The 15,267-nt window shown below is 53.1% G+C and carries 13 protein-coding genes and 2 tRNA genes; all 15 read left to right on the forward strand.

Annotated elements, in window-relative coordinates; all coding sequences use genetic code 11:
* Window positions 1-25: 25 nt before the first annotated feature.
* The 15 genes from pyk to P9J64_08680 all read left to right on the forward strand — a co-directional run bounded on the left by pyk (window position 26) and on the right by P9J64_08680 (window position 15,116).
* Window positions 26-1,465 carry a pyruvate kinase gene (gene pyk, locus P9J64_08610; GenBank protein MDG5468379.1) on the forward strand — a complete coding sequence of 480 codons (1,440 nt, stop codon included), beginning with the start codon at window positions 26-28 and terminating at the stop codon, window positions 1,463-1,465.
* A gap of 34 nt (window positions 1,466-1,499) precedes the next feature.
* Window positions 1,500-2,189, forward strand: a complete 690-nt coding sequence (gene queC, locus P9J64_08615) for a 7-cyano-7-deazaguanine synthase QueC (GenBank protein ID MDG5468380.1) — start codon at window positions 1,500-1,502, stop codon at window positions 2,187-2,189.
* Window positions 2,190-2,291: 102 nt separating this feature from the next.
* A complete protein-coding gene (folE2, locus tag P9J64_08620) occupies window positions 2,292-3,074 on the forward strand; it encodes a GTP cyclohydrolase FolE2 (GenBank protein MDG5468381.1) in 783 nt (260 codons plus the stop codon).
* Complete coding sequence (locus P9J64_08625) at window positions 3,067-3,765, forward strand: TIGR04282 family arsenosugar biosynthesis glycosyltransferase (protein ID MDG5468382.1); 699 nt, start codon at window positions 3,067-3,069, stop codon at window positions 3,763-3,765. Before folE2 ends, P9J64_08625 begins: the two co-directional genes overlap by 8 nt.
* 115 nt (window positions 3,766-3,880) lie before the next feature.
* On the forward strand, window positions 3,881-4,552 hold the full coding sequence (gene tolQ / locus P9J64_08630) for a protein TolQ (GenBank protein ID MDG5468383.1): 672 nt from the start codon (window positions 3,881-3,883) through the stop codon (window positions 4,550-4,552).
* Window position 4,553: 1 nt separating this feature from the next.
* Window positions 4,554-4,976 carry a protein TolR gene (gene tolR, locus P9J64_08635; GenBank protein ID MDG5468384.1) on the forward strand — a complete coding sequence of 141 codons (423 nt, stop codon included), beginning with the start codon at window positions 4,554-4,556 and terminating at the stop codon, window positions 4,974-4,976.
* The gene (locus P9J64_08640) at window positions 4,977-5,831 is read left to right on the forward strand and encodes a TonB C-terminal domain-containing protein (GenBank protein ID MDG5468385.1); all 855 of its coding nucleotides are present in this window, start codon (window positions 4,977-4,979) and stop codon (window positions 5,829-5,831) included.
* Window positions 5,832-5,833: 2 nt separating this feature from the next.
* Window positions 5,834-7,132, forward strand: a complete 1,299-nt coding sequence (gene tolB, locus P9J64_08645) for a Tol-Pal system beta propeller repeat protein TolB (protein MDG5468386.1) — start codon at window positions 5,834-5,836, stop codon at window positions 7,130-7,132.
* 193 nt (window positions 7,133-7,325) lie between these two features.
* Window positions 7,326-7,853 carry a peptidoglycan-associated lipoprotein Pal gene (gene pal, locus P9J64_08650; protein ID MDG5468387.1) on the forward strand — a complete coding sequence of 176 codons (528 nt, stop codon included), beginning with the start codon at window positions 7,326-7,328 and terminating at the stop codon, window positions 7,851-7,853.
* Between the two features lie 42 nt (window positions 7,854-7,895).
* The gene (gene ybgF / locus P9J64_08655) at window positions 7,896-8,744 is read left to right on the forward strand and encodes a tol-pal system protein YbgF (GenBank protein MDG5468388.1); all 849 of its coding nucleotides are present in this window, start codon (window positions 7,896-7,898) and stop codon (window positions 8,742-8,744) included.
* 75 nt (window positions 8,745-8,819) lie between these two features.
* Window positions 8,820-8,895: transfer RNA gene (locus P9J64_08660), tRNA-Lys, on the forward strand.
* Between the two features lie 55 nt (window positions 8,896-8,950).
* A tRNA-Glu gene (locus P9J64_08665) sits at window positions 8,951-9,028 on the forward strand.
* 448 nt (window positions 9,029-9,476) lie between these two features.
* Window positions 9,477-10,415: a putative sulfate exporter family transporter gene (locus P9J64_08670; protein ID MDG5468389.1), complete on the forward strand. Its 939-nt coding sequence runs from the start codon at window positions 9,477-9,479 to the stop codon at window positions 10,413-10,415.
* Window positions 10,416-10,732: 317 nt separating this feature from the next.
* A complete protein-coding gene (gdhA, locus tag P9J64_08675; protein MDG5468390.1) occupies window positions 10,733-12,082 on the forward strand; it encodes an NADP-specific glutamate dehydrogenase in 1,350 nt (449 codons plus the stop codon).
* A gap of 439 nt (window positions 12,083-12,521) precedes the next feature.
* Window positions 12,522-15,116: a PEP/pyruvate-binding domain-containing protein gene (locus P9J64_08680; GenBank protein ID MDG5468391.1), complete on the forward strand. Its 2,595-nt coding sequence runs from the start codon at window positions 12,522-12,524 to the stop codon at window positions 15,114-15,116.
* Window positions 15,117-15,267: the final 151 nt, after the last annotated feature.

The raw sequence follows: 15,267 nt of genomic DNA on the forward strand, positions 1-15,267 counted from the left end.
CCACAAAACCTTTAAAGGAGATCCTTTGCCTGTCATAGCTTTTCGTCGAAACAAAATAGTCGCCACGGTTGGTCCGGCCAGTTGCAGTAAAGAGATGTTGCTGGCTCTGATGGAGGCGGGCGCCGATGTCTTCCGCCTTAACTTTTCTCACGGCCAGCATGATGCTTTAACCGAAACGGTGGCCCTGATCCGGCAGATCTCGCGGAATCGCAGGCGCGCTGTTGCCATTCTCGGTGACCTGCAGGGGCCAAAAATTCGTACCGGTATGATGCGCGGCGATGTCATGACCCTGACCAGTGGTGAAAGAGTGGTAATTACCACGGCCGATGTGTTGGGTGAGGATGGTGTTATCCCAACCACTTACAAGTCACTACCGCAGGATGTGAGTGATGGCGACAGAATCCTCCTGGATGACGGCCTTTTGGAGCTTCAGGTTGAAAAAATCAGCGGCGAACAAGTGCATTGCCGTGTGCTTGTGGGAGGGCAGCTGAAGAATCGCAAAGGCATGAACCTGCCGGGCGTGGCCGTCTCTGCACCCGCTCTGACCGAAAAAGATCTGGCCGACCTTGAGTTTTGTATAGAGCAGGAGCTTGACTATCTGGCGCTCTCTTTTGTGCGTACGGCGGCAGAAGTCATCGAGCTCAAAAAACTCCTCGCACAAAGACAGGCGTCGATCCAGGTCATCGCCAAGATTGAGAAACCGGAAGCGGTGGAAGCTTTTACTGAAATCCTCGCAGCGGCCGACGGTATCATGGTGGCGCGCGGTGATCTGGGTGTGGAGATCAACTCGGAAAAAGTTCCCCTGATCCAGAAGCATATCATCCGGCAGTGTAACCTGGCCGGTAAGCCGGTCATCACGGCAACCCAGATGCTGGAGAGCATGGTCAATAACCCGCGACCGACCCGCGCCGAGACGTCCGATGTTGCCAACGCGATCCTCGATGGTACCGACGCGGTCATGTTGTCAGCGGAAACAGCTTCGGGAGATTATCCCTGTGAAGCGGTGGAGATGATGGTGCGGGTTGCCGTCGATGTTGAGCGAGACCCGCAGCTCAAAGAACAGTTTTTTCATCCCCTGTCAGAACAGAGCAGCACACCTAGCCTCACCGAATCAATTGGCCAGGCCGCCTGTCGGGTGGCTGAAAACGTCGGTGCCGCGGCCATTCTGGCTTTCACCCAGACCGGCAGTACGGCCGCCCTGGTCGCCAAGTATCGGCCGCCCATGCCGGTCTATGCTGTGACCCCGACCCTGGCGGTTCGTCGACGCATGGCCCTCTATGCAGGAGTGCGCTCTATCCGTGTTGATATCGAAGGGGACACGGAAGCGCAGATTCGCTCGGTGGATGCGGCGGTTCTGGAAGCTGGAGTTCTTAGCAAGGGAGATATCGTGGTGATTACCATGGGCAGCCCGCTTTCTGATCCCGGCACCACCAACCTGCTCAAGGTTCACCAGCTTGGCAGTTGATTGTAAAAACTGGAACGCGGAACGAGAAAATAAAATGAATAAAAAAGCAGTGGTTCTTTATAGCGGCGGTCTTGATTCAACGACCTGTATGGCGATCGCCAAAGCGGATGGTTTTGAGCCCTACGCGATGAGTTTCGCTTATGGCCAACGACACACCATCGAGCTGGAGAAAGCTCGTGAGTATGCAGCAAAGATCGGTGCCGTAAAACACCAGGTGGTGGAGATCGATCTGCGCCAGTTCGGCGGGAGCGCTTTGACCGCTGATCTTGATGTGCCAAAAGATCAGAGCTCAACAGACGATATTCCCATCACCTATGTCCCGGCGAGGAACACGATCTTTCTCAGCTTTGCGCTGGGTTGGGCGGAAGTCCTCGGTGCCAGTGATATCTATGTCGGCGTTAACGCTCTGGATTATTCCGGTTATCCGGATTGTCGCCCTGAATTTATCAGCGCGTTTGAAAATATGGCCAACCTTGCCACCCGGGCAGGTATCGAGGGCGATCAGCCCTACACCATACATTCGCCTTTGATCCAACTCAGCAAGGCGGAAATTATTCGCACCGGTCTGGACCTCGGCGTTGACTATGGCTTGACCCACTCCTGTTATGATCCGACTCCGGCAGGAATTTCCTGCGGACGCTGCGATTCCTGTTTTTTGCGCTTGAAAGGCTTTCGCGAGGCGGGCTTGGAAGATCCGATTGATTATGTGACGCGGGGCGCGTAGCGCGTTGCGAGAAAAGGCAAAAAAATGAATCAAACAAAACAAGACCAGGGTTCTCCGCAGCACGCGCCACAGGCCATGCGCGCCACAGGCGAAGCCGGCTGCATGCCTGACATGCAGAAGAGCCACGACGATCGTAACATCGCCATCGACAAGGTCGGCGTTAAGGATATCCGCTACCCAATCGTCGTCATGGACAAGAGCAAAGAGCAACAGCAGACGGTTGCGCGCATCAACATGTATGTTGACCTGCCCCATCACTTCAAGGGCACCCACATGAGTCGCTTCATCGAGATACTCAATCAGTATCACGGCCAGGTCAGTATCGACCGCATGAACACCATGCTGAGTGATATGAAAAAGCATCTTGAGGCCAGTTGTGCCCACCTCGAACTGGAGTTTCCGTATTTCATCGAGAAGCAGGCACCAGCGTCCGGAGCGCGCAGCTTGATGGAGTACCAGTGCAATATGACCGGCAGCCTCGGCGAGGATTACGATTTTGTGCTTGGCGTCACGGTACCCATGACCTCGCTTTGCCCCTGTTCGCGGGAAATCAGCGAACGCGGTGCTCACAACCAGCGCAGCGCCGTGACCGTTGAGATCCGCTATACCGATCATATCTGGTTGGAAGACCTGATCGAGTGGGTGGAAGAGTGCGGCAGCGCACCGGTTTATGCCTTGCTCAAGCGTGACGACGAAAAAGCCTTAACCGAGATGGCTTACGATAATCCAATGTTTGTCGAAGACGTGGTGCGCAAAGTTACCCAGCGTTTACTCAAAGTTCCCGAGATCACCTGGTTCAAGGTTGCCTGTGAAAATTTTGAGTCGATTCACAATCATTCTGCCTATGGCCAAGTGGAACGAACTAAATCTGAAAAGCGTGGATAAACCTGTGGAAAAGGTGGATAACTCGTTAAACAGCAACATTTTTAATCATTCTGGCCCTGTTATCGGCCTGTTTGCCAAGGAGCCGGTTGCGGGTCGTGTCAAGACCAGGCTGTCTCCAGCCTTAACCACAGAGCAGGCCTGTTGGCTCTACCAGATCTCACTGTGCGAGACTGTGAATCGTCTGCTCGCCGCGGACTTGCCGCTGGTGCTCTGCTACGACGGACGACGGGAATGGTTTGCTGAAGCCTTCCCGGGGCTGCCGCTACTGGCACAAGTTGGTGATAGTCTCGGCGATCGCATGAGCAACGCTGTCCAGGAACTCTTTCATCTCCTTGATGGACCGGTTCTTTTGGCGGGCTCCGACAGCCCCGATTTACCCATAAGCCTGGTTGATCAGGCTTTGCAGTCACTCCGGGAAACGGACGTGGTCACCATCCCCTGCCGTGATGGCGGCTATGTTGTCGTCGGTCTGAGGCGGTCGACCACAGAGTTGTTTGCCGGCATCCCCTGGAGCACCTCAGGGGTCTTGCAGGCAACCCGACAGGCCTGTCGGCGGAACGGCTTGAGCTACGCCGAAACAGAAGAGTGGTACGATCTGGATGAAATTGATGATCTGCGCCAGCTGGTAATACGCTCTCCCGAATCGGCGACCGCCCGTCATCTTCTTGCCGATCTGCAAGAACGGCTATAAATTCAACGGCAAGCCGGTTGACTTGCTGTCAGCGCTACCCGATAATCAATTGGCAGACAAGGCTGGCCTTTTGCTGTTGCCAGCCTGACATCCCGTAAGCGTAAGGAGATCTCCCTTGGAATTGGTTCTTAATGCCGGCCCGGTCGTCAAGCTGGTCCTGTTGATTCTGGTTTATTTTTCCGTGGTCTCCTGGGCCATTATCTTCTACAAACAGCTGGTCATTCATCGCGCGATAGCCGACTCGGAGCGTTTCCTCGATTTTTTCTGGTCGAAGAAAAGTTTCGATACCATCGGCAAGGGCCTGGATGACTATCGGCATTCACCTCTCACGGTTCTGTTTCGGGAAGTCTACAGTGAGTTGGCCCAGAACCGCCGCCAGAGCGAAGGTCAGGAAGATGGCAACCTGGTGGCTGACCTCGGCGAGCAGGAACGGGTGGCCCGGGTGTTGCGGCGCTCCACGACTTCACAGACCCAGCGCCTGGAGAAATATCTCTCTTTTCTCGCCACCACCGGCTCGGCAGCGCCTTTTATCGGACTGTTCGGTACAGTCTGGGGCATCATGGATGCCTTCCATGGCATCGGCACCAGCGGCAGCGCTTCGCTGGCTGTTGTCGCACCGGGTATTTCAGAAGCTCTGGTCGCGACGGCAATCGGCCTGGTCGCAGCGATTCCGGCTGTTATTGGGTACAACCACTTTGTTAACAAGATCAACGTTTTGATTGGCGAGATGGATAATTTCTGCCAGGAGATGTTGAACATTGTCCAGCGTATGAGCCGGGGCCGTTGATATGGAAGTTGGTCAAAACAGCAATCGCCGGCGCACGGTGCTGGCCCAGATCAACGTGACACCCTTTGTCGACGTCATGCTGGTCCTGCTGATCATTTTCATGGTCACGGCACCGATGATGGAAAAGGGTGTGGATGTTGCCTTGCCGGAAGTTGAAAACGCGCCGAACCTGACTGCGGTCAAAGAGCCTCTGGTGATTACCGTAACCCGCAAGGGTGAGATCATGGTCGGCAAGAACAGCGTCGCTGATGCGGGCAAGCTGACTCCGGTGTTGCAGCAGGTGTTAAGTGAACGTGAAGACAAGACCGTCTACCTGGAAGCCGACAAGGCTGTGCCTTACGGCACGGTCGTCAAGGTGATGGCTGCAATCAAGCGCGCCGGAGTCGCCAAGCTTGGTATGGTGGCTCAGGAACCACAAGAGTAAGTGAGTGCGCCTCTGATGCCTGTCGAGTCTCTGCGCCAAATCAGCGCTTTTCACAAGGATCCGAAGTTCGGTCGCTTGCTGCTTGTCTCTCTGCTCGTCCACGGCCTGGTCTGGGTGGCCTTCACCGTTGACCTGTTCGGCACCAAGACCCGCCCCAAGCCCCCGGTCTATTACGTTGACCTGATTCACAAGCCGGTGCTCAATCCTCAGGCGGGACGACCCGATCCCCGTCCGGCCAAGAAGCCGAAAGCTGCGGAAGTCAAACGCACGGTCCAGACAGCACCACCTGCTGTGCAGAAAAAGGCCAAGCCGGCCGTCAAACCTTTGGTCAAACCGGTACAGACCAGCAAGCCCAAGCCGAAGCCAGTGGCGAAGTCGGAGGTCAGGTCAGATACGCGTAACGAACAGCAGGTGAAGAGCGCTCTTGATGAGATTCGTGAGCGTCAGGCCCGTCAAGCTGAGCGCGATGCCATAAAGGACAAGATTGCCAAATTAAGCGCAGGGGCGGCCACCGTTGCAGCCGACGTGCCGGTGGGGATGCCTGACGGTACGGGTGACGAGGTGGGTGTCAGTGCTCTGGCTTTTGTGCAGGCTTTTATCCAGCAAAACTGGGCTCTTTCTCCTTATCTTCTGGATCAGTCGCGACTCCGTGATCTTGAAGCGAAAGCCACTCTGACCTATGCGGCGTCCGGAGAAATGATCCGTTACCGAATCAATACACCCTCAGGGAATCAGCAGTTCGATGATTCTCTGAAAAGAGCAATCACCAAATCGAAGCAGTTGCCGCAGCCGTTGCCGAAGCAGATCGATCTGTTGGTTACCTTCAACCTCAAGGAAATGGCCCGGGGAAAATAAGCATGTTGATACGCTGGTTCACGATTTGTTTCTTCTGTCTGGTTCTGCCGTGGTCGGTTTTGGCCGCCACGGAAATTGAAATCTCCTCGCCCGGCGAACAATCGATTCCCCTGGCTCTGACCCGGTTGCTGCCTGACAAGGGCCCCGAGTCAGCGCAGATCTCCGGGGAGTTTAACGAGGTCCTCGATGCCGATTTGGATCTTTCTGGACTCTTTCGGTTTGTTGATCCTGAAGCTTTTCTCGATGATGCGCAGCGTATCGGGCTTTACAGCATCCAGGTTGATTTTCCGCAGTGGCGATTGCTCGGTAGTGAAACCCTGATTAAGGGAACCTATAAAATTGAGGGTGATAAACTGACCATCGAGGCGCGCCTCTTTGATGTTGTCAACCGCAAGCTCCTGACCGGTCGACGCTATGTTGGTGAGACCAAGGATGTCCGGCGCATGGCGCACGCCTTTGCCGACCTGGTGCTTAAGGAACTCACCGGCGAAGAGGGCCCTTTCAGTGCACGCATCGCCTATATCTCCGATTTGAGTGGGGATAAAGAACTCTGGTTGATGGACGTCGATGGCAAGCGTCCGATTCGACTGACCAACCATCGCTCGATCGTACTCAACCCCGATTTCTCTCCACGTGGCAAAGAGATCCTCTTTACCTCCTACCGGGCCAACAACCCCGATCTTTATCGCAAGGAAATTTACACGGGCAAAGAGGCCAAGCTATCTTACAAGCAGGGTCTCAACGTTGCCGGACGAATGTCTCCTGATGGGCGCGAGATTGCCCTGACCCTTTCCAAGGACGGCAACCCGGAGATCTACCTGATCGGCACCACGGGTCGCATACGTAAGCGGATCACTGACAGCTGGGGAATCGACAGTGATCCTTCCTGGAGCCCCGACGGTAGCCAAATAGCGTTTGTCTCCAACCGGCAGGGCAATCCGCATATCTTTGTCGCCGACACCTTTACCGGCCAGGCTGCAAGGTTGACGACCCAAGGCAAGTACAATGCCACGCCGGCCTGGGGCCCGAAGGGCGAGCGCATTGCCTTTACGCGCCAGATCGGCGGCCAGTTCGATATCTATACGATCAATATCGATGGCACTGACGAACGTCGCCTGACCTTTGGTCCCGGTAACAGCGAACATCCACGCTGGAGTCCAGACGGCCGCTTCATTATCTATTCATCAGACAAGGGTGGTAACCGTGCGATTTACGTTATGCGCAACGACGGTACCGGTGCCAGACGCTTGACAAAGCTGGACAGCGATTGTCGCCACCCGGCCTGGTCGCCGCGTTGGTAATGGAAAGAGCAGAAGTTCTAACGCCTGTTTTGTAAGTGCTCCGTCGGCAATAGTGGTTGTTTGCCGAAGGCAAAAGCAAGTGGTTGTTATTTATGGTCTAGCTCGTTATAATGCGTGACTCGAAAAAGTTAGTGAGCATCGTGCCGTTTTAAATGAGATGCTATGACCCCTGTCTTAAATCAAGGAGCCCACAATGAAAGCAATGCAAACTCTCAAACTTGTTCTGATCGTCCTCTTCCTCTGCAGCAGTCTCATCGGTTGTGCCAAGTCTACTCCCCAGATGGATCAAGAAGACGTTGGTAAGTCCGATATGAGTCAGCCCTCTGAAGTCAAAGTCGCTGATGAAGGGTCCATGCAGGGCGAAGTCGTGCCGACTCATGATCAGATTGCTGGTATGGAGCGGATCAATTTCGATTTTGACCAGTTCACTCTTTCTGCCGAAGCACGCAGCATTCTCGGCAATAACGCCAAGTATCTGCAGGCCAACAGTGGTACCAACGTCGTCATCGAAGGTCATTGCGATGAGCGTGGTTCCGACGAATACAACCTGGCTCTCGGTGAAAGCCGCGCCCTGGCTGCCAAGAGCTATCTGGTTTCTCTGGGCATCAGCGCCAAGCGGCTTTCGGTAATTTCCTACGGCGAAGAGAAGCCCCTGAGCAAAGGTGCAGGCGAAAGCGCATGGGCTCAAAACCGTCGCGCAGAATTCAAAGCGATCAAGTAAGCGTCCTCGCGTCATTACTGATGCGTTCTTTGGAGTAGAGCCATGTTTCGAATCTGTTTGCCGTTTTTTCTGATTGTCAGCCTGCTGTTGAGCGGTTGCGTGGTCACAGAACAAGACCTGCAGATGCAGCGGGATCTGCTGGAGATGAAGCGGCGGCTCGGTGAAACGGAGCGTGCACTCAAGGAATTGCAGGATGACGCCTCGGGCGGGGTTCGCGCGCATGTGGAAACCCTGGCACGTAACCAGGCTGATTTCCAGGCTGAGCTCGATGGCGTGCGGGTTGACCTGCAGTCGATGCAAGGACAAACGGGTGACCAGGAGCGCGTCAACGAAGATATGCGACAGGATTTAGCTCTGCTTCGTGACGAGCTGAGTTTACAGATTGTCGATCATGAACAGCGTCTTAGCCTGCTGGAAGGGGGCGGTGGCGTTGATCTGCAAAAGCCGGTTGCCGCATCGTCTCCGACGATCCTTGAGCAACCCGTGGTTAAACCGCAAGCGGTAACGCCAGGCGGTGAAAGCGCTCCCGAGCTTTACGAGCGTGCACTCAAAACGATTCGTGAGCAGCGTGATTTTGCAGCTGGCCGAGACATGATGGAGACCTTCCTCAAGCGGTATCCACAAGACGAGCTCGCGGTTAACGCAGCCTACTGGATTGGTGAAACCTACTACGCCGAAAAGGCTTACGAACAATCTATTCTGAAGTTTGAAGAAGTTATTGAGACCTATGGCGAACATCCGAAGGTCGCTTCGGCTATGCTCAAACAGGCACTCGCCTTTGAGGCCAGTGGCGACAAGGCGACTGCGGAGCTCTTGCTGCAGAAGTTGATCAAACGCTACCCTCTCTCCGGAGAGGCAGAAAAAGCCAAGAAAAAGTTACAGACCCCGTAAAAGGGTGAGATATTAGCAGTTAAGCAAAATATAGTTGACAACATAGCGCGGGTCAGTTTATAAGACGCATCTCGTGTGCCGCTAGCTCAGTTGGTAGAGCATCTGACTTTTAATCAGATGGTCGTAGGTTCGATCCCTACGCGGCACACCATTTTTAAAGCGTCGTACATTGCAGGAGCCTTTCCTGCTAGGTACTTGAGAATTAAGTCCCTATCGTCTAGCCTGGCCCAGGACACCGCCCTTTCACGGCGGCGACTGGGGTTCAAATCCCCATGGGGACACCAATAAAAAAACAAAAGCCCTTCCACAAATTGTGGAAGGGCTTTTGTTTTGGGGGCTTCGTTGTCTGTTTGCAATACGATAAGCAGTAAGGTGAGCAGGTCAGGATACTGGACCGGGGAAAGTTTGGGGAGGTGTTTAAGGGTTCTCTCAAAGAGAAGAGATTCACAGGACCAAGACGTGTTCAAGACCCTCCCTGTAAGGAACATGACTTTCGTACCAGGTCATATAGCCAGAGAATAAGCCTTTCACAAAGGTATTGAAAAGGAGCACCGGCCCCTTTAGTCGCCAACCGGATTCTTGCTGTTTTTCTCTCAAAGATTTAGTATCTCAAGATTACAGAAAAGGCAGAGCCGTCGCTTTTTATTCGCTGCAGGAGGTTCATTCCCTTATTCTTGGGGCAAAAGCAATAACCGCTAAAAGGTTGGAACCGATATCATCGACTAATCACATATGAATGATAATCAGCAAAAAACACATAGAGCGACTTTTGTCGCGCTTTTTCTGTTGACTGCGATACCCCTGGTGACTTCGCCAATGGCTCTGGTCGCGGGCTTTGCTTTCAGTTTTCTCTTCGACAACCCCTTTCCGGAAAAGACCGCCCGGATGAGCAAAGCTCTGCTCAAGCTTTCAGTTGTCGGGCTTGGCTTCGGCGTCAACTTCGCAGAGGTTCTAGAGGTCGGCAAAAGCTCTCTGTTGATTACCTTCGTCAGCATCACCGCAACCCTTGTGCTAGGAGAACTTTTGGGAAGGGCGCTGCGCTTGCCCCCGAATACCCGAACGCTGGTCTCTTTCGGCACGGCCATCTGTGGCGGCAGCGCTATTGCCGCCATGGCTCCGGTGATCAAGGCAAAGGATGAGGAGATCGCGGTTTCCCTGGCCACGGTTTTTTCTTTAAATGCCCTCGCCCTGGTTCTCTTTCCTCCTCTCGGCCATCTCTTTGCTCTCGACCAGCACCAGTTCGGCCTCTGGGCGGCTCTTGCGATCCACGACACCAGTAGCGTGGTCGGCGCCTCGGCCGCATATGGCGCTCTTGCTTTGAGCGTCGGCACTACGGCCAAGCTGACCCGTGCGCTCTGGATCGCACCCTGTACCCTGTTAGCGAGTGTGTTGAAAAAGTCGCAAGAACGAAGCGGCTTCCCCCTTTTCATTCTCGGCTTTATTGCGGCAGCTTTCGTCAATACCTGGCTGCCATCTCTCGACTGGGTGTGGGGAGGGCTTTATCTGCTGGCTAAACAGACGCTGGTGATGACGTTGTTTCTGGTCGGGGCAGGCTTGACTAAGAAAGTTCTCAAGCAGGTGGGCCTCAAGCCCCTTCTTCTTGGTATCATGCTGTGGGTCATGGTCAGCGCAACTGTTTTACTCTTGCTCCTCAGTGGCCACCTCCACTAAAACAAGGCCTGAAAGCCTGTAAGCTTTTTCTCCTATTGTTGCCCCAAGATTTTTGTTCATTCGCTGCCTGCATGAAGTGTTACAAGAGCATTCAAACCCTTACTGTCGACTTCAGGCGTAAGGGTTTTTTGTCTTTTTGGCAACAGGTTGAACATTATGGTGGCTGCATGCACCCCGTAGAGGGGGAATGTGAAAGTGTAAAACGTGTGCACAAAAAATTAGCAACTATAAGTTTTGCTTGATTGCGAAAAAGATATACGGTAAAAAAGACATAATGCATATTAAATAAGCAGCTAACTGCACAAAAAGGAGGCAGCATGTCGAATCAGCTAGATGAGAAGGTAGAGCCAATTTTTCAGGAAGTTCTGGCACGCAACCCGGGGGAAACAGAGTTCCACCAAGCCGCCCGCGAGGTTCTCGAATCACTCGGCCCTGTCCTGGTCAAACATCCGGAGTTCGCTCAGCACAAAATCATTGAGCGCATCTGCGAGCCTGAGCGTCAGATCATTTTCCGGGTCCCCTGGCGGGACGACAGGGGCGAAGTCCAGATCAACCGGGGCTTTCGTGTCGAGTTTAACAGCGCACTCGGCCCATACAAAGGCGGCCTGCGCTTTCACCCCTCCGTCTATCTCGGCATCATCAAGTTCCTGGGCTTTGAGCAGATTTTCAAGAACGCCCTGACCGGTCTTCCGATCGGTGGCGGCAAAGGTGGTTCAGACTTTGACCCGAAAGGAAAATCAGACGACGAAATCATGAGCTTTTGCCAAAGCTTTATGACAGAGCTCTATCGTCATATTGGCGAACATACAGACGTACCCGCTGGCGACATCGGCGTTGGTGGTCGCGAGATCGGCTTCATGTTCGGCCAGTACAAGCGCATCACCAACCGCTGGGAAGCCGGGGTTCTCACCGGTAAGGGCCTCGACTGGGGCGGCTCCCTGGTCCGTACCGAAGCAACCGGGTACGGTGCGGTCTTCTTTGTTGATGAAATGCTCAAAGCCCGTAAAGACAGCTTTGACGGCAAAATCTGCTCGGTGTCAGGCTCCGGTAACGTCGCAATCTACACCACTGAGAAGATTCACCAACTCGGTGGCAAGGTCGTCACCTGCTCTGACTCCAATGGTTACATCTATGACGAAAAGGGGATTGACCTGGCATTGCTGCAGCAGCTCAAGGAAGTTGAGCGCCGCCGTATCAAGGACTATACTCAATATCGCAAGCACGCCAAGTACGTGGCCAAGGGCAACATATGGGAAGTTCCATGTCAGGTAGCCATGCCTTCGGCGACCCAGAACGAGATCAACGGTGCTGACGCCCAGATGCTGGTCAAGAACGGCTGTATCGCCGTCGGTGAAGGCGCGAACATGCCGACCACTCCGGAAGGTGTTAAGATCTTCCTCGATGCCCAGATCGCTTACGGCCCAGGTAAAGCAGCCAATGCTGGTGGTGTTGCAACCTCAGCGTTGGAAATGCAGCAGAACGCCGAGCGTAACTCCTGGACTTTCGATCACACGGAGAAGCGTCTGCAGGAAATCATGCACAACATCCATGAACTCTGCTACGAAACGTCGATCGAATACGGAACTCCGGGTAACTATGTCAACGGCGCAAATATCGCTGGCTTTATCCGTGTTGCCAAGGCGATGGTTGCTTTCGGCGTAGTTTGACCCAAACAGATGTTAAGCAGGGCCGGCAATAACTTTGCCGGCCCTGCTGTTTTAAAGGTCTATAATCCAAACAAAGGGAAGACGTCTTTACACCAAAACAGTAAAAGGTTGAAATCAAAAGACCAACGCAAAGACGCAAAGAAAAGCCAGGAATGACGAAAATGGTGACTATTCTCGCTTTTTGAAGTGGTTTCCTTTGTGGACGTTCTCTACCACTGCGCGCCTTCGCCTAAAGCGCCTACTTTTGGTGCGTTAAATACTTACAACCTTTGTTTGGGTTATAATTCCTTTGTCTTATGCAGCATGGTCGCCAAACGCCAAGTTTAAGAGCGCAATGACGACGCCGGGGTAGAAAGAGGCCAAGGTTCTCCTCTGATTTTGCAGTTCCGAAAAGGCTTCAGCGGTTAAGTTTCTTGATGAAAGCTTAAAGGGGAAGTCCATGAACAACAGATGGGTGACAACTGGTTTCGATGGTCTTGATGAAATCCTTGATGGCTTGCGGATGGGCGACAACGTCGTCTGGAAGGTTGATAGCATTGAAGATTATCAGTACTTCGTCACTCCTTATGTAAAGCAGGCCCTTGCCGAGAAGCGAAAGGTTGTCTATTTCCGCTTTGGCCAGCACCCCCCTGTGATTGACCCAAAATTGCCTATTGAAACCTATGTGCTCGATCCGCGCGAAGGTTTCGAGACCTTTGCCTGTGCTATTCACGAAATTGCCACCGAAAAAGGCGTTGGCGCCTTCTACGTCTTCGATTGCCTCTCTGACCTGTTGTCAGCCTGGGTCACCGATCATATGATCGCCAACTTTTTCCACGTCACCTGCCCTTACCTGTTCAAGCTTGATACGGTGGCCTATTTCGCCCTGTTGCGCAATCGTCACGCCCACAAAACCATCGCCCGCATTCGTGAGACGACCCAGGTTCTGCTGGAACTGCACAACCGTGAAGGGCAACGATATGTACACCCGCTCAAAGTCTGGGAGCGACATTCCCCGACCATGTTCCTGCCACATCGACAGACCGGTGACAGCTTTGTCCCCCTTGCCAACAGCCTTGAAGCAACTGAGCTTCTGTCTAAAGCCTATCGTCAGGTTCAGGATGCCGGCAGTCGTCGTCTCGACCACTGGCATCGCCTCTTTTTGCAAGCGGAGGAACTGAATTCTGAAAAGGTCTCGCAGCAGGAGCAGGAAAAGATGGTGGCACATCTTTGTCGTCACCTGATTGGTCGCGAAGACAATATCCTCAACCTGGCGCGGCGCTATTTTACACTCAGCGATCTGCTTTCCTACAAAGCGCGCATGATTGGCACCGGGTTTATCGGCGGCAAGGCGGTCGGTATGCTACTGGCGCGGCGCATTCTGGAAACCCAGCCGGATGCGGATTGGTCTGAACGACTGGAGCAGCACGATTCTTTCTTTGTCGGGTCAAACGTCTATTACTCTTATATTGTCAATAATGGTTGGTGGGAGCTCTATGCGGCACAGAAAACACCGGAAGGCTATTTTGAGGCCGGTGCCGAACTCCATCAGAAGATGTTGACAGGATCTTTCCCGGAACAGTTACGGGAAGATTTTATGAGCATGCTCGATTATTACGGGCAATATCCGATTATTGTCCGTTCAAGCTCATTGCTGGAAGACGGATTTGGCAACGCTTTTGCCGGCAAATACGACAGTTTTTTTTGTGCCAACCAGGGCTCGCCGGAAGATCGATACAATGCCTTCGAAGATGCCGTTCGCAAGGTTTTCTCCAGCACCATGAGCGAAGACGCCCTGACCTATCGCAAGCAACGCGGTCTTGATCAACAGGTGGAGCAGATGGGCCTTCTTGTTCAGCGTGTGTCCGGCTCTTACCATAAAAATTATTACTTCCCGGAATTGGCCGGTGTCGGCATTTCTTACAATACCTTTGTCTGGGACAAGCATATGGATCCGAAAGCCGGTATGCTGCGGCTGGTTCTTGGGCTTGGCACACGTGCGGTTGATCGGGTCGAGGGAGATTATCCACGGATTGTCGCTCTTGACGAGCCGATGAAGCTGCCACTCAAAGGTTATGAAGATATTCGCCGTTTTTCCCAGAAGGATGTCGATCTGGTCAATATCAGCGAGAATGACCTGCAATCGCTGCCACTGTTCAACCTGGTCAGTGAAGGCATTGACCTGAACCTGGAGTGTTATGGTGTTCCGGACCAGGAAACCATTTCCCGATTAAAAGAGCGTGGGCGGCCGGCTCAAGATGTCTGGCTCCTGACCTTTGAGCACCTGCTGAAAAAAACGGACTTCCCTGTGAGAATGCAGCTGTTGCTCAAGACCCTTGAAAAAGCTTATCAGTACCCTGTTGATATAGAATTTACCGTTAACAAAACGAAGAATGGCGCGTCCAAAATCAATCTGTTGCAATGCCGGCCACTGCAGACCAAGGGGTTAAAAAAACGAATCAGTATTCCAAGTGAGATCGAACCGGAAAAGGTCTTCTTTAGTGCGGATGGCGGCTTTATGGGTGGCAATTCGGCATTGCCTATTAAACGGATAATCTGGGTTGATGCCAAACAGTACTCACAGTTGTCCCTTTCCGATAAACACGAAGTTGCTCGCTTGATTGGCCGTCTTAATAGGCGTATCAAGGATCGCGAACAACAACCGACTCTGCTGCTCGGTCCGGGGCGTTGGGGAACCTCCACACCGTCGCTGGGCGTTCCGGTCAAGTTTTCGGAGATAAACAATATGGCTGCCATCGGTGAAGTTGCCTTTGCTGAAGGGGACCTGATGCCTGAACTTTCTTTTGGCTCACATTTTTTTCAAGATCTGGTTGAAGCCGATATCTTCTATCTGGCATTGTTCCCGGACACTTTCCCTTGCACGTTGAACAGTGCCTGGCTTTATCAGCGCACCAACCTGCTGGAAGGCTTGATGCCAAGCAGCAGTCGGTTCAAGCCTGTTGTCAAGGTTGTCGATGTTCAGCCGGAAAATTTACTGATGTTGGCTGATGTTGTAACGCAGCAATTGAGGTGTTTCTGGGTTGAGCAGATATGAGTCGCTCTGACCGTCTTCAAGTGTATACAGTATACAATTCAGTTGACATTTATTGGTCGTTTCTTTACAGTGCAAAACTGCTGATGGCGGTAAAGATGCCGGGGTCAGTTTGCCCCAGAGATGTTGGCCCTTCTGCTTTGTTGTAGAGGGG

Source organism: Deltaproteobacteria bacterium IMCC39524 (assembly GCA_029667085.1).
In the GTDB taxonomy this organism is placed as follows: Bacteria; Desulfobacterota; Desulfuromonadia; order Desulfuromonadales; family BM103; genus M0040.

Bases quoted from the DNA above. Each gene is read 5' to 3' on its own strand.
- queC (MDG5468380.1), top strand. From the start codon at position 1,500: ATGAATAAAAAAGCAGTGGTTCTTTATAGCGGCGGTCTTGATTCAACG.
- folE2 (MDG5468381.1), top strand. From the start codon at position 2,292: ATGCCTGACATGCAGAAGAGCCACGACGATCGTAACATCGCCATCGAC.
- tolR (MDG5468384.1), top strand. From the start codon at position 4,554: ATGGAAGTTGGTCAAAACAGCAATCGCCGGCGCACGGTGCTGGCCCAG.
- tolB (MDG5468386.1), top strand. From the start codon at position 5,834: ATGTTGATACGCTGGTTCACGATTTGTTTCTTCTGTCTGGTTCTGCCG.
- pal (MDG5468387.1), top strand. From the start codon at position 7,326: ATGAAAGCAATGCAAACTCTCAAACTTGTTCTGATCGTCCTCTTCCTC.
- ybgF (MDG5468388.1), top strand. From the start codon at position 7,896: ATGTTTCGAATCTGTTTGCCGTTTTTTCTGATTGTCAGCCTGCTGTTG.
- P9J64_08670 (MDG5468389.1), top strand. From the start codon at position 9,477: ATGAATGATAATCAGCAAAAAACACATAGAGCGACTTTTGTCGCGCTT.
- gdhA (MDG5468390.1), top strand. From the start codon at position 10,733: ATGTCGAATCAGCTAGATGAGAAGGTAGAGCCAATTTTTCAGGAAGTT.
- P9J64_08680 (MDG5468391.1), top strand. From the start codon at position 12,522: ATGAACAACAGATGGGTGACAACTGGTTTCGATGGTCTTGATGAAATC.